Raw genomic sequence first — 25,738 nt, 5'->3', positions numbered from 1 at the left:
GGCAAAGACCCAGAATCGCGCTAGGCTATGCCGGTAGCGCAGGACTATAAGCCCGCGCGCGCTTCTGCCATTGTGCAGTGAAGCATTTTTTGAGGCCATCAGTCTCTCCCATGACAAGTGACATCGCGATTCCCGTCCCGGAAACGGTGGCGGCCAATGGGCATGGCGAAGCCCACACCACGGCCGGTTTTGGCGCCCTGACGCTCGGCAGCATCGGGGTCGTCTATGGCGATATCGGCACCAGCCCGCTCTACGCGTTCCGCGAGGCGGTGACGGCGGCATCGGGCATGGAAGGGGCTCCCACGCAGGCCGCCGTGCTCGGGGTGATCTCGATGATCCTCTGGGCGCTCGTCGTCGTGGTGACGCTGAAATACGTCGTGATCCTGCTGCGCGCCGACAACAACGGCGAGGGCGGCACGCTCGCCCTGATGGCGCTCGCCCAGCGCGCCCTCGGTACACGCGGGCCGGTCATCGTCCTGCTCGGCATCATTTCCGGCGCACTGTTCTATGGCGACGCGGTGATCACGCCGGCAGTCTCGGTGCTGTCGGCCCTCGAAGGCATGAAGGACGTCACGCTGACGTTCGAGCCTTACATTGTTCCGCTGACTGTGGTGATCCTGCTCGGCCTTTTCGCCGTGCAATCACGCGGCACGGCCAGCGTTGCCGCCTTCTTCGGCCCGATCATGTGCGTCTGGTTTGCCGTGATCGCGCTCGCGGCGATCGGCCCGATCATGCATCAGCCCCAGGTGCTGCTGGCGCTGAACCCGCTCTACGCGGTGTCCTTCATGCTCCACCACGGCATCATCGGTTTCGTCACGTTAGGCGCGGTGTTCCTGGCCGTGACCGGTGCGGAGGCGCTCTATGCCGACCTCGGCCATTTCGGCAAGCGGCCGATCCAGACCGCCTGGCTGTTCATCGTGCTGCCGTCGCTGGCGCTGAATTATCTGGGGCAGGGTGCGCTTGTGCTGGCCGACCCCAAGGCGATCGAGAGCCCGTTCTTCCAGCTCTTCCCGCAAGGCTGGTTCCGTGGCGGAATGGTCGTGCTTGCCACCATCGCCACCGTCATCGCGAGCCAGGCCGTCATCACCGGCGCCTATTCGCTGACGCGCCAGGCGATCCAGCTCGGTCTGCTGCCGCGATTTGAAATTCGCCATACCTCTGAAGCGCATTCCGGCCAGATCTTCATCCCGCGTATCAACCAGTTGCTGCTGGTTGCGGTGATCATGATGGTGCTGCTGTTCCGCTCTTCGAGCGCGCTGGCCTCGGCCTACGGCATCTCCGTGACCGGCACCATGGTGGTCACGGCCATGATGGGCTTTGTCGTGATCTGGAAGGTCTGGCGCTGGTCGCCGCTTGCGGCCGCTGTGCTGATCGCGCCGTTCCTGTTCCTGGACCTGACCTTCCTCGCCGCCAACCTGCTCAAGGTGTTCGAGGGCGGCTGGGTGCCGCTGGCGCTCGGCTCGCTTATGATCATGCTGATGTACACGTGGCGCCGCGGCAGCCGGCTCCTGTTCGAGAAGTCGCGCAAGCTCGAATTCCCGCTCGCCGACCTCGTGGCCATGCTGGAGAAGCGACCGCCGCAGCGGGTGCCCGGCACGGCCGTGTTCCTGACCAGCGATCCGCTCAGCGCCCCGACCGCGCTCATGCATAGTCTGAAGCACTATAAAGTGCTGCATGAGAAGAATGTCATTCTCACCATCGAGACCGCGCAGACCCCGCGCATCGATCCGGCCGAGCGGGTGAAGCTCGAACAGGTCAGCCCGACCTTCTCCAAAGTGACGCTGAAGTTCGGCTTCATGGAGTCGCCCAATGTACCCAAGGCGCTGGCGATCGCGCGAAAGCTCGGCTGGCAGTTCGACATCATGTCGACCTCGTTCTTCCTGTCGCGGAGGGCGTTGAAGCCCGCCGCCCATTCCGGCATGCCGCGCTGGCAGGACCGGCTCTTCATCTCGCTGAGCCGCTCGGCCAACGACGCCACCGACTATTTCCAGATCCCGAGCGGGCGCGTCGTCGAGGTCGGCACGCAGGTGACGATCTGAACGCGGCGATTAGGCCCGCTTACGATTTAGGTTTAAGTTGCGCCTTGCCTCTCAAGCCTTTGTAGCGCTTGATTTTCGCGGGCCGAGAGGCGAGGTTGCGGCCGGCCGGGACGGCTCGGCGCAAAGCCCGATCGTGGGAGGATGAAATGGCAAACCAGGTGCAGGATCTGACCCCGGACGAGGTCTCCAAGGGCATTGACGAAGGACGTTTTCTGCTGGTCGACGTTCGCGAGCCGAACGAGGTCGCCGCGGAAGCCTATCCCTCTGGCGTCGTGGTTCCGCTTTCGACCTTCGACCCGAAGGCGATCCCCGATCCGCAAGGCAAGCAGGTCGTGTTCGCCTGCCGCTCCGGCAAGCGCTCGGTGACGGCGTCGCTCGCCGCGCAAGCTGCCGGCCTGCCTTACGACAAGCATCTCGCGGGCGGCATTTTGGGCTGGAAGGCCGCGGGGCTGCCGACCAAGGTGGGCGGCTGATCGCCGATGAGCTCCAAGATCTCGTCCCTGAACCCGGTCTTCGCGAACCTGCCGGTCACCATCTTCGAGGCGATGTCGCAGGCCGCGCGCGACAATGCCGCGATCAATCTCGGCCAGGGCTTTCCCGACGATCCCGGTCCCGAAGACATCCGCCGCGCCGCCGCCGACGCCTCGGTGAACGGGTACAACCAGTACCCGTCGATGATGGGCATTCCGGAGTTGCGGCAGGCCATCGCGACCCACTACGGACACTGGCACGGTCTGAAGCTCGATCCGATGAGCGAGGTGATGGTGACCTCTGGCGGCACCGAGGCTTTGACCTCGGCGATCCTCGCCGTGGTCCAGCCCGGCGACGAGGTCGTCTGCTTCCAGCCGGTCTATGATTCCTACCTGCCGATCATCCGCCAGGCCGGTGGCATTCCGCGCCTGGTGCGGCTCGAGCCGCCGCATTGGCGGCTCAACGAGGACATGCTGAAAAGCGTCTTCAATTCAAAGACCAAGGCGGTGCTGTTCAACAATCCCTTGAATCCGTCCGCCGTCGTCTATCCCCGCGAAGACCTCGAATTGTTGGCGCGCTACTGTCAGGAGTTCGACGTCATCGCGATCTGCGACGAGGTCTGGGAGCACGTCACCTTCGACGAGCACAAGCACATCCCGCTCATCACCATCCCCGGCATGCGCGACCGCACCATCAAGGTCGGCTCGGCCGGAAAGATCTTTTCGCTGACGGGCTGGAAGGTCGGCTTCGTCTGCGCCGCGCCGCCCCTGCTGCGGGTGGCCGCCAAGGTGCACCAGTTCCTGACCTTCACCACCGCGCCCAATCTCCAGGCCGCGGTGGCCTATGGGCTCGGCAAGCCGGACGACTACTTCACGACCATGCGCAAGGATCTGGCGCGGAGCCGGGATCGGCTCACACGCGGGCTGGAGAGCCTCGGCTTCCCCGTCCTGAAATCGCAGGGCACCTACTTTCTCACCGTCGATCTGTCGCCGCTCGGTCTCAACGAGAGCGATACCGATTTCTGCTGGCGCATCGTGAAAGACTACAAGGTCGCGGCGATCCCGGTGTCGGCGTTCTACGAGAAGGACCCGGTGACGTCGGTGGTGCGCTTCTGCTTTGCCAAGAAGGACGAGACGCTCGACACCGCATTGGAGCGGCTGTCGGACGCGGTGCACAGACGCAAGAGGTAGGTGATGACGACTGACGTCAGCAGGTTCCGTTTTGCGATCGCGATCGCGGCAGCCCTGGCGTTGCTACCGCGAGCCGCTGATGCGGAGGAACGCGTCGTCAACTTCTACAACTGGTCGAACTACATGGCGCCGGAGGTCCTGGAGACCTTCACCAAGGAGACCGGCATCAAGGTCGTCTACGACACTTTTGATGCCAACGAGACGCTGGAGACGCGCCTGATGGCCGGCAAGTCCGGCTATGATGTCGTGGTGCCCACGGCCTATTTCCTGCAGCGCCAGATCAAGGCCAACATCTTCCAGAAGCTCGACAAGTCGAAGCTGCCGAACTTGGCCAATGCCTGGCCGGTCGTAACGCAGCGCCTTGCGATCTACGATCCCGGCAACGTCTACGCCGCCAACTACATGTGGGGCACGACGGGCATCGGCTACAACGTCAAGAAGGTGAGGGAGATCCTCGGGCCTGACGCGAAGATCGATAGCTGGGACATCGTCTTCAAGCCGGAGAACCTCGCAAAGTTCAGGGATTGCGGCGTCCACATGCTCGACTCCGCCGACGACATCTTTCCGGCGGCACTGAGCTGGCTTGGGCTCGATCCGAACTCGACCAAGCAGGCCGACCTGGAGAAGGCCGCCGACGCCGTCGCCAAGGTGCGCCCGTCGGTGCGAAAATTTCACTCGTCGGAGTATCTGAGCGCGCTTGCGACCGGCGAGATCTGCTTCGTGGTCGGCTGGTCCGGCGACATCATGCAGGCGCGCGCCCGCGCGGCTGAAGCCAAGAGCGACATCGAGATCGGCTACGCGATCCCCAAGGAGGGCGCGCAGATGTTCTTCGACAATCTCGCGATCCCCGCGGATGCCAAGAACGTCAAGGAAGCCTACGAGCTGATCAACTATCTCTACCGCCCGGACGTCGCTGCCAAGAACTCGGACTTCCTGTCCTACGCCAACGGCAATCTGGCGAGCCAGAAGCTGGTCGATCCGAAGATTTTGAACGACAAGAACATCTATCCGGACGAAGCGACGCTCGCAAAGCTGTTCGTCATCACGGCGCGTGAGCCGGCGACCCAGCGCGTTATCAATCGGCTGTGGACCAAGGTGAAGACGGGGCGGTAGGCGCCACGCCCGTCATTGCGAGCGCAGCGAAGCAATCCAGAATGCATCCGCGGTGACACTCTGGATTGCTTCGTCGCAAGGGCTCCTCGCAATGACGAACTACCGCCATCTCCGGTGCAGCCACAGCCACTGGTCCGGATATTCGCGCACCCAGCCTTCGATCACCGACGTCACCGCCTGCATCGTGCCCTGGATGTCGATATTGCCGTCGGCATCGCGCACCGGCTTGACCTCTTCGGTGAGCTCGGCGCGAAAGCGGTGGTTGGGCAGGCGGATGATGCGCACGCCGTGGATCGGGCATTCGACCTGGCGGACGAGGCGCGCCAGCGTCGGATTGGCCTTGGTCTTGCGGCCGAAGAAGGTGACCTCGACGCCATTGCCGAACCATTGGTCGACCAGCATGGCGACGTGCTGGCCGTTCTGAAGCGCCTGGCCGAGCTTGAGCGGCGCATCGCGCCCGGCTGCGACCAGCGTGCCCATCTTCACCGCGCGCGTCTTCTCGATGGCACGGTCGGCGGCCTCGCTGTTCGGCCTGCGGAACAGGATCGCGCAGTCGAGCCCGTGGGCGACTGCGCCGAGCGCCGGAATTTCCCAGTTGCCGGTATGGCTGGCAAAGAAGATCGCCGGCTTGCCGTCGTCGCGCAGGCCGTCGAACAGCTGTTTCGTGCGCGCGCCGAACTCGATGCGGCTCGGCTTGTCCGGATGATCGACGTCGTAGTCCCAGATGTGATCGAGATGGGCGAACTCGGCGCCGATGCGGCCGAGATTGTGCCAGACGCCGGTGAGAATTTTTTCGATCTCTTCCGGCGATTTCTCAGGGAACGCCGCCGTCAAATTCTCGCGGCCGATGCGATCCTCGCGCAGGCGACGGCCGATGAAATGCGCGGCGCGGCCGAAGAAATCGGCGGTCTTGTCCGGGTCGAAATAGCGCGTCGTGCGCAACAGCGCGATCGTCAGCCCGCCGACTGCGGCGTCGCCCAGCGGCTTGAGGGCGTCGCGCAGGCGCGCCTTGGTACGAAGGAGCAGGCGGTTCATGGACGAGAGAGCGGCCGGCTTACGCCGGCTCGCGCGTCAGGATCAGCGAGGCGTTCTGGCCGCCGAAGCCGAACGAGTTCGACATCACGGCGGTGACGCGAGCATCGCGCGCCTTGTTGCCGACGACGTCGAACAGGATCGCCGGATCCGGGTTCTCATAGTTGAGGGTCGGCGGGATGCGCTGATGCTCCAGCGTCAGCAGCGAGAAGATGGCCTCGACGGCACCGGCCGCAGAGATGGTGTGGCCGACCGCCGACTTGTTCGACGTCACCGGGATCTTCGAGGTGTGCTCACCGAACACCGCGTTGGTCGCCAGATATTCCATCTTGTCGTTTTCGGGCGTCGAGGTGCCGTGGGCGTTGATGTGATCGATCTGCTCGGGCGCCATGCCGGCATCCGCCAGCGTCTTCAGCACGCAGCCGATCGCCGGCTTGCCATCGGGCGAGGAGCGGGTGCGATGGAAGGAATCGGTGAGCTCGCCGCAGCCGGCGACCACGCCGAGGATCTTTGCGCCGCGCGCCACCGCTGCCTCGTAGCTTTCGAGCACGAGGGCGCCGGCGCCTTCAGCCATGACAAAGCCGTCGCGGTTCTTGGAGAACGGCTTTGAGGCGGCCTGCGGCGGATCGTTCTGGGTCGAGAGCGCAGAGAGCAGCGAGAAGCGCACCAGCGCTTCCGGATTGACCGTGCCGTCGGTTGCAACGCACAGCGCAGCGTCGGTCTCGCCGCGGCGGATCGCCTCGACGCCGAGCTGGATCGAGGTCGCGCCGGACGCACAGGCCGTCGACAGCGAGATCGGCGAACCCTTGGTGCCGAAGGACTCGGCGAGGTGGGCTGCAACCGAGCCGAACATGAAGCGGTGATGGAAGTCGGCGTATTTGCCGCCGCCGGAAATGCGCAGGAGATCGTTGTAGTCAAAATCCTGCTTGCCGACGGCGCGGCCGAGCTCGCGGCGCTGCGGCCATTCGACCTCGACCGGCGCGACCGCCAGGAAGAGGGGGCCCGGGAAGTCGCCCTTGGCGCCGATGCCGGCCTGCTCGAGCGCTTCCTGCGTGACGATCTCGGCCATCCGCTCGGAAAGTCCGGTGGAGGAGAACGGATCGACGGTGACGAAATCGACCGTGCCGGCCATCGTAGTCTTCAGGCCGTCGATCGGAAAGCGCGTGATGGTGCGGATGCCGGATTCGCCGGCCACGAGCTTGGCCCAGTTGTCGGCCTTGCCGGCGCCGAGCGACGTCATGATGCCCATGCCGGTGACGACGACGATCGGACGTCCGAGCTTGTCGCGTGGTGCAGTCATGTTTTCCCCACTTGTCCCTCGAGCATGATCCGGAAAAGCGTCCGGAAAGATCATGCTCGAACAAAGAGCAAAAGCGATTTCTCGCCCTAGACGGCTTCCACCAGCGCCATGCCTTCGCCGCGCCAGTGACCGGCCCCCACCACCACAATCTGGGTCGGTTTGTCGGTCATTTCAATCTCGAGCCCGGTCGAATCGTTGGGCGGAAACAACGCCCCCCGCGACAGCGCCAGCGCAGCCAGCGCGATCCCGAGCGGGAACTGCGTCTCCATCGTATGGCCGAACATCGTGCCGGTGGCCCGCACCGGGAAGTCGGCATGCTTGCCGAGGAAGCTCCGTTCTTCCGACGTCGCGGGCTCGGCACCGGTCGCGCCGGTAATGATTGCGCCCTTGCCCGCGCGGGTCGGCAGCTTCGCCCAGAGCTTCTCCAGGGTCGCTGCCATATCGCCGGGCTGCTTGCGCCGGGCGAGATCGGCAACGACGTTGGTGAGCCTTGCGAACGGCTTTGCACCGCGCGCTTCCGCATGCGCCCTGGATTCCAGCACCAGGAACGCGCCGGCCGAGCCGAGCGCAAAACCTGCATGGTCCTTGCGCGCCCAGACGGGGGCGAACTTGTCCTTCAGGTTGAAGTCGCCGAATTCGTAGAGCACCAGCAGGTCCTTGCGCTCGCCATTATGCGAGCCGCCGACCAGCGCGATATCGCTTTCGCCGGACATGATCCGCGCCAGCGCGATCCGCATTGCGTCGGCACCCGCGACCTCTTCGCCCATGAAGGTGCGCGAGGTGCCGCAGACGCCGTGCACGATGGCGATGTTGCCGGCGAGCAGGTTGGAGAGCTGCGCCAGGAACAGCGTCGGGCGCAAATCGCTCATCAGCCGCTCGTTGAGGAAGCCGGGGGCGTTGTTGCCTTTGGCCTCGGCATTGAGCACGCCGGTATCGACCGACAGGTCGCGCTCGCCGCCACCGGCGGCAACCACCATGTCGATCTTGGAGAGGATGTCTTTATTGCCCTTGATACCCGCGGAATCCAGCGCCAGGCCCGCGGCATAGGTGCCGATGCGCTGCCAGGCTTCCATCTGCCGCTGGTCGCCCTTCTTCGGGATCTGGGCGTCCAGGGTCACCGGCATCAGGGGGTGGACGATGTAGGGCGCAAAGCCCTTGTCGTCGACATTGACGCGGCGCTCGCCGAGCGCGGCCCAATTCGCATCGAGCCCTTCGCCGAGCGAGGTCGCAAGTCCAATGCCGGTGATCCAGACTTCGGTCTGGCCGGGCTTCGAGGCGGTGTCAGTCATGTCGATTCAGTCATGGCGATACCGCCTGTTGCGGAAATCCGACGCGCTTGGCGACCGTGTCCATGAAGGCGCGCATATCCGCATTGGGGAAGGGGATCAGCGTGAAGGTGAGCGTCGAGTTCGCACGCAGCTTGCCGTTGACCCGGATCTTGGCCTCGGTCATCGCGTAGCCCGAGCCCTCATGGGCGACCGTGGCCTCGATGCTCATGAGGTCGCCCGGGAAGACCGAGCCGCGCACCTTGGCTTCCTTCACGGCGGCGAGAATCGGCATCCGCTCGAACTTCAGCACGCCCAGCAGCAGCCAGCCCGAGGCCTGCGCCATCGATTCGATCAGCAGCACGCCGGGCATCAGGGGATAGCCCGGGAAGTGCCCCTCGAAGATGGTGCTCTCTTGCGGAACCTGGGCTTCGACGACGACCTTCTTCTCGTCGACCTTGAGGTCGACGATGCGGTCGATCAGATGGAAGTATTCGAGTTGCATGGCTGCGCGATTAGGCGCTCGCGCCCTTGGCCGCAACCAATTCGTCGATGCGCGCGCACAGGTTCTTCAGCACGAAATACTGCTCGGTGGTCGCCTTGCCGTCGTTGACCTCCTGGGTCCACTTCTCCAGCGGCAGCTTGATTCCGAACTGCTTGTCGATCGCAAATGCGATGTCCAGGAAATCCAGGCTGTCGATGCCGAGATCGTCGATGGCGTGGCTATCCGGCGTGATCGTGTCGCGCGGGATGTCGCAGGTTTCAGCGATGATCGTGGCGACCTGATCGAATGTAGAGGACATCACTAAGCCTTTGATATATTGCGGGTATTTTTCAGATTTTCCAGAGTGGTACGGTGGGCGGGCATCGCGCCCCGAGTGATGCCCTGAGAGTCCCTCTGGCCGGGTCGTGTGCCCGTATATCGGAGCGCCGCCCTGAGTTCAATGGAGCCGGACAGGGCTGGGGAAGGCTAGGGCCAAAGCGTTTTCCAGCGAAGTGGACCCCCGGTTCGCGTGAAGAAAACGCGTCAAAACAAGAATCGGCCTCCGGCCGGGGGTATTGGGCGGCCGCCCGGGGCCGCCAGAACGCCTAAAGATGCGGCGTCGTGATCTTCACGCAGTCGCGGCGGCCCATCAGGACGCAATCCTGGGTCCGGCGCAGGTCGGCGATGCTGACCGCGAGCCAAATCCCGATCGCGGTCAGCGCGATCGTGAAGGCGAGTGCCGCGATATTGGCAAGCATGCGGTGGCGGAAGTCGTCGGGCTGTTCGCGCGGCTGCTCGTAACGCGACAGGTCGAGCGGTTCCGCCTGGACCTCGGCGCGCATCGGCTGCACCGTCCCGATACCCCGCAGGGCCCGCGGCTGGGGCGAGGTGCGGGGCCTGAACTGGAGCACCCGGTGCTCGCTATCCGGAATTGTGGGGCGCTCGGTTTTCATGCGCGAAGATCAGCTCCGAAGCAGCAAATTTTAGATAGCACACGGCGCCCGCGCGTTGCAGAAAATTCTGCGCAACATTGGCGTGTGACGGCGGGCGAAAATGCCGGAGAGTTGCGGCGCAAAAACGCCGTCCAGGCTCGTCTCAACCGTTTCAGCCATGGCATAATCGAAACGACGCGACAGCGACCAATGCAACCAGGCGAGGGGCCATCCGACCATGACCAACATGCGCGAGCCAAGAGTTCATCCGGTGTCGATCCTGTCGCTGCGTCCGACGCAGATGACGGTCGGCATGCGCGAGGTGAAGGAGAAGCGCAAGCGCTGGCGCGAGCACGACAGGAAGAAGCAGGCCGATCTGCTCGGCAAGCACATGATTCCCGTCGTGCGCGGCCCCGACGAACGCTACTACGTGATCGATCATCATCATCTCGCCCGCGCGCTGCACGACGAAGGCGTCAAGGACGTGCTGGTGACGCTGGTCGGCGATCTCACCATGGTCGAACGCGACGCCTTCTGGGGCGTGATGGACAACAAGCGCTGGGTCTATCCTTACGACGCCAAGGGCGAGCGGCGGCATTTCAAGGACCTGCCGAAATCGGTCGCCGATCTCAAGGACGATCCGTTCCGCAGCCTCGCCGGCGAACTGCGCCGCATGGGTGGCTTCGCCAAGGATACCACGCCGTTCTCCGAATTCCTGTGGGCCGACTTCCTGCGCCGCAAGCTGTCGCGCAAGGCGGTCGACGCCGATTTCGACAAGGCGGTTGAAAGGGGGCTTTCTGCTGCCAAGAGTAAGGATGCGATCTATCTGCCCGGTTGGTGCGGCCCGGCTGAAGATTAGGCGCAGCGCTCACATCAGTCGCGCTGGAAGATCCTGGCGCCGGGGTAGGCGCGCCGGGCGTAATTCACGACCAGCTCGCGATCCTGTGTTTCCAGGAAAGGCGTGCGGATCTGACATGACCCGACCATGAGGTGCCAGAGGCCATTGTGCTTCTGAATGACGACGTTCATTTGAGTGTTCCTTAGAGACCCTGCATTGTTGGTCGCGCTGTTCGAGAGTGGCGTTCGCGCCGTTCATGCGTCACTTTGGACTAGTCTTCGAGCATAAGAGCCTCTCGCCGCCGCTCAATTGTACGAGCCTATGCGCAGGGCATAACAAGTGATGAGCGGGCTATACGGAGGTATGCCGACCTCGTTGCCGCACGCGGCTGCACGAACCGGACCTCATCACAGTCTCTTGAGCGAAATCATTTTCCGGCCGCACGAAAAGGTCCTGAAACAAAGCCGTTCCATCCTTTGCGGTAGTCGAGCCTCAGAAGGAGGGAGGAATGCGCCATCTGGTCTTCGCCGCCGCCTTGCTCGCGGTCGCCGCACTAGGGTTTCACACTTTCATTTCGGCCTCGCTTGCCGCAGCTCGCGACGCCAAGGCAGCGACGTTCTCCGAACGTTTTGCCCCGGTGCTCCCGTTGATGGAGAAGCACTAACGCAGTCGACCGCCGCCGCAAGCAGCGCAGCAGCGGTACGTCCGGAACAGGCCTCAGCGGCAGTCGCTCATGCGCCGGGAGGTGGAAACGGCGGCATCTTGGGGAAGGTCGGCCGCCCCTCGTGCATGAGATGCCACGGCGGCGCGGAGGCCGTGTAGAGATGCAGCGCCGGCGTCAGGTCGGCATTATGATCGAGCGCACCCAGCTTGACGGTCAGGAACGGCGCATGGGGAGGCAGGCTCCATAACGGAGTCCCGCAGTCCGGACAGAAGGCGCGCCCCACATCTTCGCCGCTGTCGCCCTTGCTGAAATAGGTCTTGGCCTCGCCTTTGGTGACCGAGAGGGACGTCTTCGGCGCAAGCGCGACATAGTTCGGTCCGCCGCCCGACGCCTTTTGGCAATCGGTGCAGTGGCAGACGCCGACGTTCATCAGTGGGGCGTTGATCGTGAATCGGATCGCGCCACAGGCGCATCCGCCGCTTCGGTTCGTCATGGCCACACTTCCCCTGTTTCGCTGCAGTGTCGTCTCGCCGGCGCGAATGCTGAACTGTAGGCGGGGCCTGCTGCCAGCACCCTGTCAGCATGGTGAGCATCAGCGTTGCGGGGTCGGGAGATCGCCAAAAACCTCGACCAGGCGAAAGCGTTCGCACATCAGCATCATGTCCTCGCTGAAGCGCCCGAGACGGCCGAAATATCTTTGGTGCGCCGCGCGCCAATGGACAAGGCTGCGGTCGCCTTCGCCCTCATCGTATGCGAAGCCGGCATCGACCTCGTTGTAGCGCCGATACGTCACCTCAAGGGTCTCGATCACGCAGCGGGGTTCGCCGCGACCATCGAGCACGACCCACTGCTCGCCGGGGGACGATGTGTTCGGCTCGTCTTCCGTGCTGCACGTCGCCGTCTTCATGCCCTTGATCACGAGCTCGAGCAGTTCGTCGGCCAGCGCCGGGCTGTCGCCGAATGCGAAAGTGCGGAGGTGCTGATAGCGTTCAGGAACAGACTTGCTCATGGGGGCGCTGCATTGTCGTTGCCGCGAACGGCTCACTGCTTCGGCAGGCGCCCCATCAGATAGAATTCGTCGTTCGGCCGCATGCCCGTAAAATTCGCCATCCGGTTCGACAGCGCGAAGAAGGCCGAGATTGCGGCGATGTCCCAGATGTCGTCGTCGCTGAACCCGTGCGGGGCGAGTGCCGCAAAATCCTCCTCGGATATGCGTTGCGCGTCGGCCGAGACCTTCATGGCAAAGTCGAGCATCGCCTTCTGCCGCGGCGTGATGTCGGCCTTGCGGTAGTTGACGGCGACCTGGTCCGCGATCAGCGGGTTCTTGGCGCGGATGCGCAGGATCGCGCCATGCGCGATCACGCAATACTGGCACTGGTTGGCGGCCGAGGTCGCCACCACGATCATCTCGCGCTCGGCCTTGCTGAGCCCGGAGTCCTTCTCCATCAGCGTGTCGTGATAGGCGAAGAAGGCGCGGAACTCGTCCGGGCGATAGGCCAGCGACAGGAACACGTTCGGCACAAAACCGCTCTTCTCCTGCACGGCGACGAGCCGCGTGCGGATATCCTCCGGCAACGCATTGAGGGCGGGCGCGGGAAAACGTTTTGACGATGGCTGGGACATGCTGAAAGTTCCGGATCAGGCGTAAAACGATCCCGGAACCATAATCGAACGCGCAAGCCCGCGCAAAGCGTTGCGCGGAAGCCTTGTTAGCTGTCTTCTTCCTCGGCAGCCTCCTGTCGGCCGCCATAGCTGCGCGCGCGGCGCCGCGCCGACGATGTGGTCGTCATCTGGACCGCTTCGGCTTCTCTCAAATCCTTGCGCATCTTCCGCGCCGACTTCATGGCGCGCTTGATGTCCTGGTCGGGGGAGTCCTCCTCGAAGAACAGCACGACCTCGCAGCTCGGACATTGCCGCGAATAGCCGTTCTGCATGCGCCGGGCACGCTCGCGAAAGACGTTCTTGCAGCGTTTGCAGCGGACTTGAACCTGGTCGTCCATGGCGTTGACTTCGCAATAGGCAGCTTCGAAAGCGATCGGTGGCGACACCAGGCAAATGCCGAAGCCGGATTCGACGAGCCAACACGTCGAGCCCTAAGAAACTGACCAATAGACGGCGACCGACGGCGCGTTGTCGCGGCTTCCGGGGAATCTCGGTTAAGGATGTCTCACCGACGGCTCTTCCGCGGCCGAGGTATCGCCTGTCCGGCAGATGGGCGAACGCCGCCGGCCCGTGTCCTCGTTCAATATTCGCGCTGGCTTCGTGCCGCCGCAGCCGACGCCGCGCGCTCGGCGGTCACCTTGGCCTCGAGCGCCAGCCGCGTCTCCCGCGCGAGCTTCATCGTCCGCCGCATGAACGGGTCTTCGGTGTCGCGGGTGAAGGTGATGAGACGCGCGCAGTGCTCGCAATTGACCTGGTAACCGTCCCTGATGCGTTGCGCGCGGTCCCTGAACAGGCGGGTGCAGTTGGGACAGCGGATCCTGACCTTGTCATCCATCGCGAAACGCGCCTCCCGGATAGCCGTGTTCCTCGGCTCACGGCTACAGGGTGAAGTCCTGGGGTCTAAAGGCGGATTAATTCAACCGCTTGAATGAGATGTAAAGTGGTGCTATGCGCCAGACCCGAATGAGCAGTCCGCTCCTGCCGGCTTAGACATCTCCGTCACTGAACCAATCTTGTCCCGAGAGGACTAATCTCACGCGGGCGGTTGGCTGTCTGGCTGTCAGCCAACATGCAGCCCGCACGGCGTAAGCCAATGGTGGGTCATCGTTCCTGACGTACCCATCGCGATTGCTGTTTATCTCAAGAAAAAATCAAGCTGTTCTCAAGGCAAAATCTGCTCGCCCATGACGTCCTGAAGGCCGCTCCCGTTGACCAATAATGGACCGGGCGATTGCGGCGGAGCCAGTTGAGCGAGAGCGCCGGGATCAAAGGTTTGTTCCGCTGTCGGCAATGTCTGACGGGCATGGGACATTCAAAGCGGCCGACAATTAACCGTTCAGCGGGCCGCCCGTACATCAAGTGGTGCACACATGAGACGACGGGATTTCATCCGCCTGGCCGGCGGAGCGGTGGCGTGGCCACTCGTAGCGCAAGCGCAGGAGGCGCGGAAGGTCTTTCGCATCTTGTGGGTCTCCACGGCGACAGAACCGGACCCATTCCTGGATGGCTTCCGGGAAGGGTTGCGCGCGACCGGATATGTCGAAGGCAAGAACGTCATCTTCGAGACGTGCTGTTCACCCGGAAATCCGCAAGCCTTGCGCGAATTCATTTCAGAATTGAGGCGCGGCGACGCAGACCTCGTCGTGTCCAGTGGGCCTGCGACGCGCGCGATGACTGCGGTCACTGAGGTTCCCGTTCTGTTTGCCTTGAGCGGCGACCCGGTCGCGCTGGGCGTGGTCAAGAGCCTCGCGCAACCCGGCACCAACTTCACCGGTGCTACATTTCTCTCGCTGGAACTGGCGGGCAAGCGCGTCGAACTGCTGAAGGACATTTACCCGAAGGTTCGCAAGCTCGCAGTCCTCTCTAACACTGATCACCCTGGGGAGCCATCGGAGTGGCGTGCGACAATGCAGGCGTGCAATGGGCTGGGGATTGATCCGGTCTATATTCCCTTCTTCGGCGCACGCGAGCTGGACAGCGCGCTTCGGACAGCGGCCGGTGTGGTTGCTGACGCGATGCTTGTGTTTCCTGATGCCGTGACGATGGTGCATCGGGCGAGCATTGCCGCGCTTGCGCTCGCGCATCGGCTGCCTTCGATGTTTGGTTGGTGCGAATATTGTGAAGCCGGCGGCCTCTTGAGCTACGGCGCCAACCAGCGAGCGACCTATTATTGGCTTGCCAGCTATGCCGACCGGATCCTGCGTGGGGAAGATCCTGCCACTCTACCGGTGATGCGGCCCGAAAAATTCGAGCTGGCAATCAATCTGAAGACAGCGAGGCGCCTCGGCGTTCAACTGGATACGTCCTCCATCCTGTTCCGTGCCAACAAGGTGATCGCCTGAGTTCGAGATGTCGGAGGTCAAACCACAATCTTTTCTGCCGGCTGGAGGTAGGGAGACGCGCCCGCGCCGGTCGCTGTTTTGCAAGTACTTCGCGACCCTGTTCGTTGCGGCGGTCGTGCCTCTCTTGCTCGGCGCGGTCGTGGAGGCGTCGTTCGGCTATCGAGACCAGCGCCGGCAGATCAGCGAGGTCCTTCGGGTCGAGGCCCGTTCGGCGGCGGACAGGATAGAGGCGTTCACCGATGGACTTCGCGATCAGCTCGGATGGACGGTCCAGTTTCCATGGGGGCAAGACGATGATGGCCGTCACAAGATGGACGCGCAGCGTCTGCTCCAGCAGGTGCCCGCGATCGCTTCTGTTTCGTTGCTTGACGAGACCGGTTCGGAACGGGTCTTCGTCTCGAGGTTGCGTCTCAACAGGATGAGCCGCGGCATCGATATGTCCGCTGATCCGGCCGTCATAGGCGCGCGTGCCAACAAGGTCTGGTACGGCCCTCTCGAATATCAGCACGATTCCGAGCCTTACATGAGGATCGCTGTTGCTGGAAACCTTCCCGCTGCCGGATTTGCCGTGGCCGAGGTGAATCTCAAGCTGATCTGGGATGTCATTGCCGCCATTAGAATCGGAAAGACCGGCTATGCCATCGTGGTCGACGATTCCGGTCACCTGATTGCTCATCCAGACATCAGCATGGTTCTGCGGGGGCGGGCCGGCTCCGCAGATTTCGGTCGAATCAAGCACTTGCTCGGCAGCACGAGCGGGGGTGCGGTTCTGACTACATTCAGAGGCAGTCCGATTGTCGCCCTCTCGGTGCAAGCCGCCGACGTCGGCTGGACCGTGATTGCAATGCAGCCGGTCACGGAAGCGTTCGCATCAATTCGCGCGGCGCTATGGCGTTCGGCGGTCCTCATCGTGCTCGGCGTGCTGATCGCGCTCGCGCTCGCCTACTGGCGTGCGCACCGGATGTCCGGGCCCATCACGCAACTGGAGGAGGGCGTTGAGCGAATTGGGAGCGGACAATTCGACCATCGGATCAAGCTCTCCAGCGGCGATGAACTGGAGCAGTTGGCCGTCCGCTTCAATGAGATGGCATCCGAGTTGACGATCTCGCAGCAAAAATCTGCGAGGATCGACAGATTGAAGCAATTCCTTGCGCCACAAGTCGCCGAGCTGGTCGAGCACTCCGACGGATTGCTCGAAGGCCAGCGACGTGAAATCGTCGCGGTCTTTGGTGATCTGCGCGGCTTTACCGCTTTCTCCACGCGGGCCGGACCGGATGTCATCATGGCCGTGCTGCGCGAATACTATGAGGCGGTCGGGGCCGTCACGACCCGCCATGAGGCGACGCTGACCAAGTTTGCGGGAGACGGCTTCATGCTTCTCGTCAATGCACCGGTTGCCTGCCAGAAGCCTGCGAACCAGGCCGTTCAGCTCGCCATCGATCTCCAGGCGGCGGTGCAGTCCATCGCCGGCAGATGGTGCGCCGCCGGCCACGCCCTCGGTTTCGGCATCGGCATTGCGATGGGGCCGGCGACGGTCGGAACCGTTGGCTACGAGGGTCGGCTCGACTACACCGCCGTGGGGAGTGTCGTCAATTTGGCGTCCCGGCTGTGCAGCCTCGCCAAGGACGCGCAGATTTTGGCTGATTCGATTGTTGCCGAAAGCGTAGCGGACAGTATCCCGCTCGTGTCGCTCGGAGAACAACGGATCAAGGGTTATGACGGGACGTTGGAGATCTTCGCGGTGGCGCACCGTAACAGCCCCGCGGCGTCGACCGGTGCCGGGCCGGGAGAGGGCAAAGTCGCAACCCAGGACGCGTGAGCAAACAGCTCGTTGCGAAGTCAAGCCCACGAAAGCCTCTGCGAACGCTTTCGCGATGGCGACATCGCCTGGAGTCGTCGCAGGCCTTACCGCAGCGGCTTCTTCAAGAGCGAGAAGCGGTCGGGGTCCAGCCCCATCGAGGGCTGCAGCATCGGCGCTTCGACGGGCGAGAGCGTCTTTGCGGGCGGTGCCGAGAAGACCGGGTCGTTCGGCACGTCGCGCTGCGAGGTGGCGCCGCGCCAGCGCTCGAGCACGGCACTGACGAAATGCATGTCGTGACCGGCGGTCATCGAGGGAACGCTGCTGATGGTGGCCTCGCCGCGCGGCAGTTGGTGCGGCGGCACCTCCTTGAAGCGCAGCCGCGTTGGAAGGGCGACGCCTTCGCCGAACGCCAACACCTCACGGGTGCCGAGCGAGGGCACGAAGGACAACAGGTTCGCGGCCGCATCCGACACCGCGGCGCGCAGCAGCGCCTGGTCGCGGTCGTTGGCAAGACGCATCGTGAACAGCGTGTTGCACTGGGAGATGATGGTGGCGTCGAGCTCGGCCGGGCGCTGGGTGATGAGCCCGAGGTAGACGCCGTATTTGCGGCCTTCCTTGGCGATGCGCGACACCGCCTTGCGGGTCGGGCCGAAGCCGATATTGCGGTCGGCGGAGGCGTAGCGGTGCGCTTCCTCGCAGACGAACAGCAGCGGCGAGACGCCGTCGCTCCACAGGCCGAAATCGAAGGCCATGCGGCAGAGGACCGAGACGACGGAATCGATGACTTCAGCCGGGAAGCCGGCGAGCTGCATCACGGTCATCGGCTTGCCGTTGGCGGGCAGGCGGAACAGATGGCTGATCACCTCGGCCATGGTGTCGCCGCCGACATTGGCGTTGTCGAACATGAAGGCGTAGCGCGGATCGTTGCGCACGGCCTCGATGCGCGAGATCAGCTTGTGATAGATGATGCGCGAGGAGCGGTTTTCCAGCTTGCCCATGCGCTCGTCGATCAGCGACAACAGGTCGACCAGGCGATACGGCACCGGCGTGTCGACGGTGTAGCCGATCTGCTTGGGATCGATGCGCTTCAAACCGATGCGGTCGGCGTTCTGGTACTGGGTGTAGACGCCCTTCGCAAGCGGGATCACTTCGGCGAGGATGTCGAGCTCTTCGGGCACGCCGGCGCGGCCGCCGAACAGCACGTCGACGATTTCCTCGAAGTTGAACAGCCAGAACGGCAGCTTCAGGTTTCGCGGGTTGAGCACCAGCGCGCGGTCACCGAAGCAGCGGCCGTATTCGTTGTGGACGTCGAGCAGGAAGATGCGCAGGTTCGGCCGCGCCTTGAGGATCTCGTTGAGGAGGAGCGACACGCCGGTCGATTTGCCGACGCCGGTCGATCCCAGCACCGCAAAATGCTTGGAGAGCATCTCCTCGATGTCGACATAGGCGACGACCGAACGGTCCTGCTGCAGGAAGCCGACATTGATCTGGTCGGAGCCGGTCGGCGCGTAGATGGTACGCAGCTCCTGGCTGGTGATCAGGTCGACGGCGTCGCCGATGGTCGGGTAGTTGGTGACGCCACGCTGGAATTTCGGCTTGTCGTTCGCGTTGAGGATTTCGCCGAGCAGATCGACGGAGGCGATGGCGATGAAGTTGTCGGAGGTGGCGAGGTTCTCGCACGAGACCTCGGTGATCATGGCTACGATGATCGAGCTTGCGGAGCGGATGCTGACGAAGCGCCCGACGGTGGCCCGAACTTCCGAGACCGCCATCCGGCTTTCCGCCAGAAGCCCGACCCGGGCGAGCGATCCGCGTACCGAAATCACACGTCCAAAGGATGACACGATGAATGAACCTGACACGAGCGAGGGTTTGACCCCGACTATGCGCGGCGGTCACTGGACAAACGGTTAAGCGACCCGGGTGGGCGGTTCGTTAAATCTGCGACAATTTCACGAGACAGAACGCCGTCGGGCTGCATGCACAGGAAAAACATGCATGAAAGCCGGCCTTTCGGCGCCGGCAGATGCTCGCGCCGCGGCCTCGTTAAGCTCTCGTTTACCAATCCAAGAACAGGTCGAATCCGGCGCCTGCCGGCGTCCATGGAAATCTCGATGGAGGCCCTGAACGGAGCCTCGAATCGGCGTCCGGCCGGCGGCGAGCAATCGGAGATGCCGGGACCGTCGGCGGCGCATGGCAAGGATGTTCTCAAGGGCTGGTCAGGGCAGGCGTAAACCGGTAAATCGAGTCTTAACAAGAAGCCGGGGAAGGATGGACGCCATGACGAGCGTTGTTGCGCATTGAGTGGATTTGCGCGGCCCTTCCGCATCCGCAATTACCGTTTTCAGTGGCCCGCCGATCTGCTCACCTCCTGGGCGTTCGAGATGGAGACGCTCGTTCTCGGCTGGTACATCCTGGTCGAGACCGGCTCGGTGCTGCTGCTCACCGTGCTTGCGTCGCTCAACTTCGTAGGCACCCTGATTGCGCCGATGTTCGGTGTGATCGGTGACCGCATCGGTCATCGCGATCTGCTGGCGATGATGCGCGCGGCCTACGCCGTGCTCTCGGGGACGTTGATGACGCTGGCCCTGACGGGGCACCTGACGCCGGCCTATGTCATGATCATCGTGTCGATCATGGGCATGATCCGCCCCTCGGACCTCGGCGTGCGCGGTGCGCTGGTTGCCGATGTGATGCCGCCGGAGCTTCTGATCGGCGCGATCAGCACCTCGCGTACCACGCAGGATACGGCGCGCATTGCCGGTGCGCTGAGCGGAGCAGGGCTGTTCGCCGCACTCGGCATCGGCCCGGTCTATGTCGCGATCATGAGCCTCTACCTCGTCGGCACTTTCCTGACGCTGTGCATCAAGCTTCCAAAGAAGGTGCGCGCGGCGGTGGTGGGTGAGGCGTTTGCGCTGCGCTCGCCGTTCGCTGACCTGAAGGAAGGGCTCGCCCATGTCTGGACCACGCCGCAAGTGCGTGCGGCGATGCTGGTCGCCTTCCTGGTCAACCTGACGGCCTTTCCGCTCACCGGCGGCCTGTTGGCCTATGTCGCGCGGGAGATCTACGCCACGGACCAGACCGGGCTCGGCTATCTCTCGGCGAGCTTTGCGACCGGTTCGCTTGCGGGATCGATGGCGCTCAGCTTCGTCACGGGCCTGCGCGTGGCGCGCCTGATGATCGGCGCGACCGCCGCCTGGTATGCGGCGCTGCTCGTCTTCGTGCAGCTCAAGAGCGTTCCAATCGCGATGGTCTGCCTGTTCCTCGCGGGTTTTTCGCAAAGTCTCTCCATGATCTCGGTCGCCGTAATCCTGATGCGCTCGGTCAGCGAGCATTTGCGCGGGCGCGTCATGGGCGTGCGCATGATGGTGATCTACGGCATGCCGCTGGGCCTGCTCGCGGCCGGCAGCCTGATCGACCTGTTCGGCTTCGCCACGACGGGAACGCTCTATGCGCTGAGCGGCCTCGTCCTGATGCTGGCGATCACGCTGCATTGGCGGGCGGATCTGTGGCCGGTTCATGCGGCGGCCAATGCCAGATAGGCTCTCGTTGACGGAGGTGAAGAAATAGCGAGATTGGTCTAGCATGAGGCCGTGACTAGACTTGTCCAACCTCGGCTGATCAACGAACCTTTTGGCGATCCCGGACTGTTCATCGATTTCCAGTTCGGCCGCCGCGCAATGCTGTTCGACCTCGGCGATCTCTCCAGTTTGTCGACGCGCGAGTTGTTGCGCGTGACGGACGTCTTCGTCAGTCACCGCCACATGGATCATTTTTCAGGTTTCGACCAGCTGTTGCGCTTCAAGCTGCACCAGTCAGGCACATTGCGGATCGTCGGACCGCCGGGTCTGATCGAAGGTATCGGTGCAAAGCTCGCGGGTTATAGCTGGAACCTGCTCGATGAGAGCTCGGCCGATTTCACGATCCTGGCCGCCGAATTCCGGGACGGCCTGCTCGGCGAATGGACCAGCTTCGCTGCGCAGCGCGGGTTTCAGTCCGCGCGTGCCGATGGACAGCCGCAGCTCCACGGAAGAGTATTCGCCGATGCCGATGTTTCGATCGAGGCATGCACCCTGGATCACGGCATTCCCTGTCTGGCCTTCGCGCTCCAGGAGCAGGTACGGGTCAATGTCTGGACGAGCGGGCTCGAGCATCTCGGTGTGCCGGTCGGTCCTTGGCTTAATGCCGCCAAACAGGCAGTACGACGCGGGGCTGATGATGATACGCCGATCGAGGTCGGAGCAGACCGCGCGGTTCCGCTCGGCGAATTGAAGCAGCACGCGCTGAAAGTCGCGCCTGGCGAACGAATTGTCTATGTCACAGATGTCCGCTTCACGGCGGCCAATGTCGAGGCCATCCTCACCTTGGCTCGAGAGGCCGATCATCTGCACATCGAAGCCGCATTCGCCGAGGCGGACGCCGAGATCGCGGCGCGCCGCTGCCATCTCACGGCTGCGCAAGCGGGCAGGCTCGCGCGCAAGGCGGGCGTCAAGCGGCTCACCACCTTTCATTATTCACCGCGCTACATCGACACGCCGGACCGGCTGAGGCTTGAGGCCGAAGCCCATTTCAGCGGGTCGATCTAGCAGCCTCGTGTGCTCCCCGGATGCGCGCGATGGTCTCCCTCACACCCGTCCACGCCGGCTTGTCCGGCGCGAACTGCTTGCGCAGGAAGGTGACGAGTTCCTCGAGCTGCGCGTCGCTCATGCTGTTCTTGAACGCGGGCATGTAGCCGAGGTCGCTCGTAACAGGCTCGGAGATGCCGTGCAGGATGATCTGCACCAGATTGTCCGATGTCGCGCTGTGCAGATTGCTGTTGAGCGCAAGCGAGGGACGGCTGCCGAACAGCGGCAGACCGCCGACCTCGTGGCAGACGGCGCAGGCGCCCTGATAGAGCCGCGCGCCGGGCAAGGAGGCGGTGGTGACTTGCGTTGCAGACTCCAGCCTGGTGGCGAGCGCGCTCGCTGCGGAGGCGTCGACCGCGGTGTCGTTGTACGAGCCGAGATACACGGCCATGGCGCGGATGTCCTGATCGGGCAGCGCCGCGAGATCGCGCACGATCGGCGCCATGGGGCCTGCCGCCACGCCGTGGTATCGCGATTGGCCGGTGCGCAGGTAAGCGAAAAGCTCGTCCTCGCTCCAGGGGATCGGCGCCTGCGACAGCGAGGTCAGTGCTGGCGCCTCCCAGCCTTCCGCAAAGCCGCCGGCGAGATAAGCGTTGCGCTGCTCGGCGCCGAGCGCATTGCGCGGCGAGTGACAGGCGCTGCAATGGCCGAGGCCTTCGACCAGATAGGCGCCGCGATTCCACAGCTCCGATTTGGTCGGATCAGGCTTGAGCTCGCCGGTGCGGAGGAACAGCGCATTCCAGCCCGCCAGCAGCGGACGCAGATTGAACGGGAATTGAAGCGTGTTCGCAGGCGTTGTCGCGCGCACCGCGGGCTGCGCCATCAGATAGGCGTAGAGCGATTGCAGGTCGGCATCGCTCGTTTTCGCGAAGTGCGGGTAGGGAAAGGCGGGATAGAGCTGCCGGCCATCACGGTGCAACCCCTCGCGCATCGCGCGCTCGAAGGCGGGATAGGACCACGCGCCGATGCCGGTCTCGACATCGGGCGTGATATTGGTCGCGTAGATCGTGCCGAACGGCGTTTCCAGCGCACGGCCGCCCGCATTCACGGCGCCGCCGAGACCGGTATGACATTCCGCGCAATTGCCGAGCGCGGCCAGTTGCGCGCCGCGCGCGATCGTCGCAGCGGAATAGACCGACGCATCCGGCCGCGCGATCGGCGCGATCGCACGTCCCGGCAGCATCGCGGCGCCGATCCCGATCGCGGCGGTGCAAAGCGCGGCGATGGTTGCGAACAAGCTGGTGCGCTTGGCGAAGGGATTTTGCCAGATGCGCGGTGGTCGCGTGGCAGCCGGCGCCGCCAAGGCTTGCGGTTGGGCCGGCACGTCCCCGCGCAATCCCTTCAAGATGCGTTCGGGCGTAAACGGCGGTTCGCGGAAGCGAACGCCGGTCGCGTCAAAAATCGCGTTCGCGATCGCTGCCGCGCTGGGCACGGAGGCGGACTCGCCGACGCCGAGCGGCGGCTGATCCTGACGCGGCAGCATCAGGACGTCGATTTTGGGCACGTCGGGGAAGGGGATGATCGGGTAGGCGCCCCATTCGCGCGCCGTCACCGCGCCGCGTTCAAAGGACACCTCTTCCATCAGGGCACGGCTGGTCGACTGGATGACGTTGCCCTGGATCTGGTGCCGCACGCCATCGGGATTGATCATCAATCCGGAATCTTGCCCTGCGACGACGCGGGTGACGCTGACATCGCCAGTGGACTTGTTCACCGCGACGTCGGCGATCCAGGCCGACCACGCCGCGCCGTAGCCGGGAAACTTGCTGTGGACATAGAGCGCATAGGCAAAGCCGCGGCCTTGCACGACGTCGCCGTCCTTCTCCTGCCGCTCCGGGCGCGGCGTCCAGCCGGCGCGCTCGGCAACGGCATTGACGAGGTCGATCGCGCGCTGGTCCTTCAAATAGCGCAGGCGATATTCGATCGGATCGATACCGGCCTCGGAGGCGAGCTCATCGATGTAGGATTCATGTGCAAAGGTGTTCGGCAGCGACGAGACGCCGCGAAACCAGGAGGCGCGCACGATCGGCGGCATGTCATGCGCGACGACGCGCATGTGATCGTAGTCGTAAGGAGGGATCGCTGTGCGGTCGCCCATCTGGAGCACTTCAGGATTGGGTGAAATCCGTCCCGTCAGCAGCAGCGCCAGCGTCGGCGCGGCGTTCGAGGGATAACGCGTCGCAAGGTCGTAGCCGGCGACGCTGCCGTCCGCGTTCAGGCCGCCATTGACGTCGATGAGCTGGGCGGTGCCCTTCGGTTCCCAAAGATGCTCCTGCTCGCGTGTCAGCTGCACGCGCACGGGACGGCCGACCGCGCGCGACAGCAGCAGCGCGTCCGCGCTCACGTCGTCGGCGCAGTTGCGCCCGTAACATCCGGCCGCTTCGAGCCTGATGACCTCGATCTCGCTCTCCGGCCGCTCGATCAGCGTCGCAAGATCAGTGCGCAGGACGTGCGGGTTTTGCGTGCCGGACCAGACGCGGATGCGACCGTCCGCGAAGTCGGCCACCGAGCAGGACGGCCCGATCGAGGCGTGCATCTGGTAGGGCCACACGTAAGTGCGCTGCATCGGCTTCGCCGCACCGCCGATCGCGGCCTCGACATCGCCTTTGTCGATCAGCGTTCGCGGCGTCGATGGATGCGCGCGCAACGCTTTCTGGAGATCGGCGAGATCGGGCAGGGTGGGTGTCGGCTTCCAGCTCACCTTGAGCTGCTCGGCCGCCTGGACCGCGTTTTCCTCGCGCTCGGCAACGACGCCGACGAAGTCGCCGATGCGCACGACCGCAACGAGGCCCGGAATGTCGCGCACCGAGGATTCGTCGACCGCGATCAGGCTGGTGCCGACGAACGGCCCGGCATCGACGCCGGCATAGGGCGGGCGCACCACGCGGCCATGCAGCATGCCGGGCACGCGGATGTCGTGGACGAAGGTGAGTTCGCCGGTTGCCTTGGCGGGCAGGTCGACGCGTGGCACTGACTGGCCGACGATCGCATAGTCGCCGACAGCCTTGAGCCTGACGTCGTCGGCAAGTTCGAGCCGGATGGTGTCGTCGCCGATCAGCTCGCCGTAGCTGACGCTGCGATTGTCGTTGCCGCGAACCAGCCCGTCCTCGATGATGAGATCTTCGAGCGGCAGGTCGAGCCGCGCGGCGGCGTGTCCGATCAGGAAATGTCGCGCCTGCGCCGCCGCCTTGCGGAGCGGCACGGCGGTGATCTGGATGGTTTCGCTTGCTATCGTTGCGCCCTGGTTCGGCACCACGGCGGTATCTCCGAGCACGACCACGACGCGTGCAAAGGACACATCCAACTCTTCGGCGACGATCTGGCCGAGCGCGGTGCGGATGCCGGTGCCGAGATCGACATGGCCGTTATAGGCGCTGACCGAACCGTCGGCGGTGATGCGGATGAACGTCTCCGACGTGCCGTCATCCAGCGTGCGGATGACGACGAGCGAGCCGGATCGCCGCCCGGTGTCCTGCTGCGGATCGGAGGCCATCAATCGCTGGCCTCGACAAGCTGACCCGAAGCGCGCATCACCGCGCGCAAGATTTCGACATGGGTGCCGCAGCGGCAGAGATTGTAGCGCAGCGCCTCAAGCGCCTCGCGCTCGGTCGGTCGCGCGTTGATCGCGAGTAGCGCCTTGGTCGTCATGATCATGCCGTTGAGGCAGTAGCCGCATTGCGCGGCCTGCTCGTCGATAAAAGCCTGCTGCACGGGATCGGGTTTTTCGCGCGTGCCGAGGCCTTCGAGCGTCACGATGTCGCGCCCGGCGCAGCCACTGAGCGGAATGACGCAGGCGCGCGCTGCGCTGCCGTCGATCAGGACAGTACAGGTGCCGCATTCGCCGAGGCCGCATCCATATTTCGGACCGTTGAGCGCGAGGTCGTTGCGCAGCACGTAAAGCAGCGGCGTATCGGCAGCGGCCGAGACGTCGTGGATCCTGCCGTTCACGGTGAGGCGGATCGGTGTCTGCGTCATCCTTG

At 64.0% G+C, this 25,738-nt stretch carries 25 protein-coding genes; 10 read left to right on the top strand and 15 right to left on the bottom strand.

The features are described 5' to 3' along the window. Nucleotides 1–110 precede the first annotated feature (110 nt). The 4 genes from KUF59_RS26940 to KUF59_RS26925 all read left to right on the top strand — a co-directional run bounded on the left by KUF59_RS26940 (nucleotide 111) and on the right by KUF59_RS26925 (nucleotide 4,813). Complete coding sequence (locus tag KUF59_RS26940; RefSeq protein ID WP_212459121.1) at nucleotides 111–2,039, top strand: potassium transporter Kup; 1,929 nt, start codon at nucleotides 111–113, stop codon at nucleotides 2,037–2,039. Nucleotides 2,040–2,185: 146 nt separating this feature from the next. After that, nucleotides 2,186–2,512, top strand: coding sequence for a rhodanese-like domain-containing protein (locus tag KUF59_RS26935; RefSeq protein WP_212459120.1), 327 nt, complete (start codon nucleotides 2,186–2,188; stop codon nucleotides 2,510–2,512). Nucleotides 2,513–2,518: 6 nt separating this feature from the next. After that, nucleotides 2,519–3,700, top strand: a complete 1,182-nt coding sequence (locus KUF59_RS26930) for an aminotransferase (protein ID WP_212459119.1) — start codon at nucleotides 2,519–2,521, stop codon at nucleotides 3,698–3,700. Nucleotides 3,701–3,703: 3 nt separating this feature from the next. Then, nucleotides 3,704–4,813, top strand: coding sequence for a polyamine ABC transporter substrate-binding protein (locus tag KUF59_RS26925; RefSeq protein ID WP_212459118.1), 1,110 nt, complete (start codon nucleotides 3,704–3,706; stop codon nucleotides 4,811–4,813). A gap of 99 nt (nucleotides 4,814–4,912) precedes the next feature. Here KUF59_RS26925 and KUF59_RS26920 read toward each other — a convergent pair whose 3' ends face one another. The 6 genes from KUF59_RS26920 to KUF59_RS26895 form a co-directional block, all read right to left on the bottom strand. Further along, nucleotides 4,913–5,848 carry a lipid A biosynthesis lauroyl acyltransferase gene (locus KUF59_RS26920; RefSeq protein WP_212459117.1) on the bottom strand — a complete coding sequence of 312 codons (936 nt, stop codon included), beginning with the start codon at nucleotides 5,846–5,848 and terminating at the stop codon, nucleotides 4,913–4,915. Nucleotides 5,849–5,867: 19 nt separating this feature from the next. Beyond that, nucleotides 5,868–7,145: a beta-ketoacyl-ACP synthase gene (locus KUF59_RS26915; RefSeq protein ID WP_212459116.1), complete on the bottom strand. Its 1,278-nt coding sequence runs from the start codon at nucleotides 7,143–7,145 to the stop codon at nucleotides 5,868–5,870. A gap of 86 nt (nucleotides 7,146–7,231) precedes the next feature. Then, nucleotides 7,232–8,434 carry a beta-ketoacyl-ACP synthase gene (locus tag KUF59_RS26910; RefSeq protein ID WP_212459115.1) on the bottom strand — a complete coding sequence of 401 codons (1,203 nt, stop codon included), beginning with the start codon at nucleotides 8,432–8,434 and terminating at the stop codon, nucleotides 7,232–7,234. A 10-nt stretch (nucleotides 8,435–8,444) separates the two neighbouring features. Beyond that, nucleotides 8,445–8,915, bottom strand: a complete 471-nt coding sequence (locus KUF59_RS26905; protein ID WP_212459114.1) for a 3-hydroxyacyl-ACP dehydratase FabZ family protein — start codon at nucleotides 8,913–8,915, stop codon at nucleotides 8,445–8,447. Nucleotides 8,916–8,925: 10 nt separating this feature from the next. Continuing rightward, nucleotides 8,926–9,213 (bottom strand): acyl carrier protein, encoded by a 288-nt coding sequence (locus tag KUF59_RS26900; protein WP_007592476.1) that lies wholly within the window; start codon nucleotides 9,211–9,213, stop codon nucleotides 8,926–8,928. Nucleotides 9,214–9,499: 286 nt separating this feature from the next. Beyond that, the gene (locus KUF59_RS26895; RefSeq protein WP_212459113.1) at nucleotides 9,500–9,847 is read right to left on the bottom strand and encodes a hypothetical protein; all 348 of its coding nucleotides are present in this window, start codon (nucleotides 9,845–9,847) and stop codon (nucleotides 9,500–9,502) included. Nucleotides 9,848–10,064: 217 nt separating this feature from the next. Here KUF59_RS26895 and KUF59_RS26890 point away from each other — a divergent pair, with 217 nt between their 5' ends. Then, nucleotides 10,065–10,685, top strand: coding sequence for a ParB-like protein (locus KUF59_RS26890; RefSeq protein WP_212459112.1), 621 nt, complete (start codon nucleotides 10,065–10,067; stop codon nucleotides 10,683–10,685). A 14-nt stretch (nucleotides 10,686–10,699) separates the two neighbouring features. On the opposite strand, the gene KUF59_RS26885 is transcribed toward KUF59_RS26890, so the two are convergent. Continuing rightward, the gene (locus tag KUF59_RS26885) at nucleotides 10,700–10,855 is read right to left on the bottom strand and encodes a hypothetical protein (RefSeq protein ID WP_212459111.1); all 156 of its coding nucleotides are present in this window, start codon (nucleotides 10,853–10,855) and stop codon (nucleotides 10,700–10,702) included. A gap of 317 nt (nucleotides 10,856–11,172) precedes the next feature. On the opposite strand from KUF59_RS26885, the gene KUF59_RS26880 reads away from it, so the two are divergent. Next, nucleotides 11,173–11,328: a hypothetical protein gene (locus KUF59_RS26880; protein ID WP_212459110.1), complete on the top strand. Its 156-nt coding sequence runs from the start codon at nucleotides 11,173–11,175 to the stop codon at nucleotides 11,326–11,328. A 67-nt stretch (nucleotides 11,329–11,395) separates the two neighbouring features. Here KUF59_RS26880 and KUF59_RS26875 read toward each other — a convergent pair whose 3' ends face one another. From KUF59_RS26875 to KUF59_RS26855, 5 genes are all read right to left on the bottom strand, one after another. Continuing rightward, entirely contained in the window at nucleotides 11,396–11,821 is a 426-nt protein-coding gene (locus KUF59_RS26875) for a GFA family protein (RefSeq protein WP_212459109.1), read from the bottom strand. A gap of 99 nt (nucleotides 11,822–11,920) precedes the next feature. Continuing rightward, nucleotides 11,921–12,337, bottom strand: coding sequence for an ASCH domain-containing protein (locus KUF59_RS26870; RefSeq protein WP_212459108.1), 417 nt, complete (start codon nucleotides 12,335–12,337; stop codon nucleotides 11,921–11,923). A 32-nt stretch (nucleotides 12,338–12,369) separates the two neighbouring features. Continuing rightward, complete coding sequence (locus tag KUF59_RS26865; RefSeq protein WP_212459107.1) at nucleotides 12,370–12,951, bottom strand: peroxidase-related enzyme; 582 nt, start codon at nucleotides 12,949–12,951, stop codon at nucleotides 12,370–12,372. Between the two features lie 86 nt (nucleotides 12,952–13,037). Further along, nucleotides 13,038–13,376, bottom strand: a complete 339-nt coding sequence (locus KUF59_RS26860; RefSeq protein ID WP_258767233.1) for a hypothetical protein — start codon at nucleotides 13,374–13,376, stop codon at nucleotides 13,038–13,040. A 194-nt stretch (nucleotides 13,377–13,570) separates the two neighbouring features. Next, the gene (locus KUF59_RS26855) at nucleotides 13,571–13,825 is read right to left on the bottom strand and encodes a hypothetical protein (RefSeq protein WP_212459106.1); all 255 of its coding nucleotides are present in this window, start codon (nucleotides 13,823–13,825) and stop codon (nucleotides 13,571–13,573) included. 535 nt (nucleotides 13,826–14,360) lie between these two features. Between KUF59_RS26855 and KUF59_RS26850 the strand changes: the two genes are divergently transcribed. Continuing rightward, nucleotides 14,361–15,332 (top strand): ABC transporter substrate-binding protein, encoded by a 972-nt coding sequence (locus KUF59_RS26850; RefSeq protein WP_258767232.1) that lies wholly within the window; start codon nucleotides 14,361–14,363, stop codon nucleotides 15,330–15,332. Between the two features lie 7 nt (nucleotides 15,333–15,339). After that, a complete protein-coding gene (locus KUF59_RS26845; protein ID WP_212459104.1) occupies nucleotides 15,340–17,151 on the top strand; it encodes an adenylate/guanylate cyclase domain-containing protein in 1,812 nt (603 codons plus the stop codon). Between the two features lie 86 nt (nucleotides 17,152–17,237). Here KUF59_RS26845 and KUF59_RS26840 read toward each other — a convergent pair whose 3' ends face one another. Next, nucleotides 17,238–18,977 carry an ATP-binding protein gene (locus KUF59_RS26840; protein ID WP_212459103.1) on the bottom strand — a complete coding sequence of 580 codons (1,740 nt, stop codon included), beginning with the start codon at nucleotides 18,975–18,977 and terminating at the stop codon, nucleotides 17,238–17,240. Nucleotides 18,978–19,433: 456 nt separating this feature from the next. Here KUF59_RS26840 and KUF59_RS26835 point away from each other — a divergent pair, with 456 nt between their 5' ends. Beyond that, nucleotides 19,434–20,675 (top strand): MFS transporter, encoded by a 1,242-nt coding sequence (locus KUF59_RS26835; protein WP_212459102.1) that lies wholly within the window; start codon nucleotides 19,434–19,436, stop codon nucleotides 20,673–20,675. Between the two features lie 51 nt (nucleotides 20,676–20,726). Further along, on the top strand, nucleotides 20,727–21,719 hold the full coding sequence (locus KUF59_RS26830; RefSeq protein WP_212459101.1) for a ribonuclease Z: 993 nt from the start codon (nucleotides 20,727–20,729) through the stop codon (nucleotides 21,717–21,719). On the opposite strand, the gene KUF59_RS26825 is transcribed toward KUF59_RS26830, so the two are convergent. Continuing rightward, nucleotides 21,703–25,251: a molybdopterin cofactor-binding domain-containing protein gene (locus KUF59_RS26825; RefSeq protein WP_212459100.1), complete on the bottom strand. Its 3,549-nt coding sequence runs from the start codon at nucleotides 25,249–25,251 to the stop codon at nucleotides 21,703–21,705. The genes KUF59_RS26830 and KUF59_RS26825 overlap by 17 nt on opposite strands. Then, nucleotides 25,251–25,733: a (2Fe-2S)-binding protein gene (locus KUF59_RS26820; RefSeq protein WP_212459099.1), complete on the bottom strand. Its 483-nt coding sequence runs from the start codon at nucleotides 25,731–25,733 to the stop codon at nucleotides 25,251–25,253. Before KUF59_RS26820 ends, KUF59_RS26825 begins: the two co-directional genes overlap by 1 nt. Nucleotides 25,734–25,738 lie beyond the last annotated feature (5 nt).

Source organism: Bradyrhizobium arachidis, from assembly GCF_024758505.1.
Classification (GTDB): Bacteria; Pseudomonadota; Alphaproteobacteria; order Rhizobiales; family Xanthobacteraceae; genus Bradyrhizobium; species Bradyrhizobium manausense_C.
Note: the sequence above shows the minus strand (reverse complement) of the source record. Positions and strands in the feature narration are given on the sequence as shown.

Coding starts and splice junctions, on each gene's coding strand:
- KUF59_RS26855 (WP_212459106.1), bottom strand. CDS start 13,825: ATGGATGACAAGGTCAGGATCCGCTGTCCCAACTGCACCCGCCTGTTC.
- KUF59_RS26885 (WP_212459111.1), bottom strand. CDS start 10,855: ATGAACGTCGTCATTCAGAAGCACAATGGCCTCTGGCACCTCATGGTC.
- KUF59_RS26940 (WP_212459121.1), top strand. CDS start 111: ATGACAAGTGACATCGCGATTCCCGTCCCGGAAACGGTGGCGGCCAAT.
- KUF59_RS26895 (WP_212459113.1), bottom strand. CDS start 9,847: ATGAAAACCGAGCGCCCCACAATTCCGGATAGCGAGCACCGGGTGCTC.
- KUF59_RS26925 (WP_212459118.1), top strand. CDS start 3,704: ATGACGACTGACGTCAGCAGGTTCCGTTTTGCGATCGCGATCGCGGCA.
- KUF59_RS26900 (WP_007592476.1), bottom strand. CDS start 9,213: ATGTCCTCTACATTCGATCAGGTCGCCACGATCATCGCTGAAACCTGC.
- KUF59_RS26870 (WP_212459108.1), bottom strand. CDS start 12,337: ATGAGCAAGTCTGTTCCTGAACGCTATCAGCACCTCCGCACTTTCGCA.
- KUF59_RS26910 (WP_212459115.1), bottom strand. CDS start 8,434: ATGACTGACACCGCCTCGAAGCCCGGCCAGACCGAAGTCTGGATCACC.
- KUF59_RS26880 (WP_212459110.1), top strand. CDS start 11,173: ATGCGCCATCTGGTCTTCGCCGCCGCCTTGCTCGCGGTCGCCGCACTA.
- KUF59_RS26865 (WP_212459107.1), bottom strand. CDS start 12,951: ATGTCCCAGCCATCGTCAAAACGTTTTCCCGCGCCCGCCCTCAATGCG.
- KUF59_RS26920 (WP_212459117.1), bottom strand. CDS start 5,848: ATGAACCGCCTGCTCCTTCGTACCAAGGCGCGCCTGCGCGACGCCCTC.
- KUF59_RS26905 (WP_212459114.1), bottom strand. CDS start 8,915: ATGCAACTCGAATACTTCCATCTGATCGACCGCATCGTCGACCTCAAG.
- KUF59_RS26930 (WP_212459119.1), top strand. CDS start 2,519: ATGAGCTCCAAGATCTCGTCCCTGAACCCGGTCTTCGCGAACCTGCCG.
- KUF59_RS26820 (WP_212459099.1), bottom strand. CDS start 25,733: ATGACGCAGACACCGATCCGCCTCACCGTGAACGGCAGGATCCACGAC.
- KUF59_RS26915 (WP_212459116.1), bottom strand. CDS start 7,145: ATGACTGCACCACGCGACAAGCTCGGACGTCCGATCGTCGTCGTCACC.
- KUF59_RS26935 (WP_212459120.1), top strand. CDS start 2,186: ATGGCAAACCAGGTGCAGGATCTGACCCCGGACGAGGTCTCCAAGGGC.
- KUF59_RS26845 (WP_212459104.1), top strand. CDS start 15,340: ATGTCGGAGGTCAAACCACAATCTTTTCTGCCGGCTGGAGGTAGGGAG.
- KUF59_RS26890 (WP_212459112.1), top strand. CDS start 10,065: ATGACCAACATGCGCGAGCCAAGAGTTCATCCGGTGTCGATCCTGTCG.
- KUF59_RS26850 (WP_258767232.1), top strand. CDS start 14,361: ATGAGACGACGGGATTTCATCCGCCTGGCCGGCGGAGCGGTGGCGTGG.
- KUF59_RS26875 (WP_212459109.1), bottom strand. CDS start 11,821: ATGACGAACCGAAGCGGCGGATGCGCCTGTGGCGCGATCCGATTCACG.
- KUF59_RS26825 (WP_212459100.1), bottom strand. CDS start 25,251: ATGGCCTCCGATCCGCAGCAGGACACCGGGCGGCGATCCGGCTCGCTC.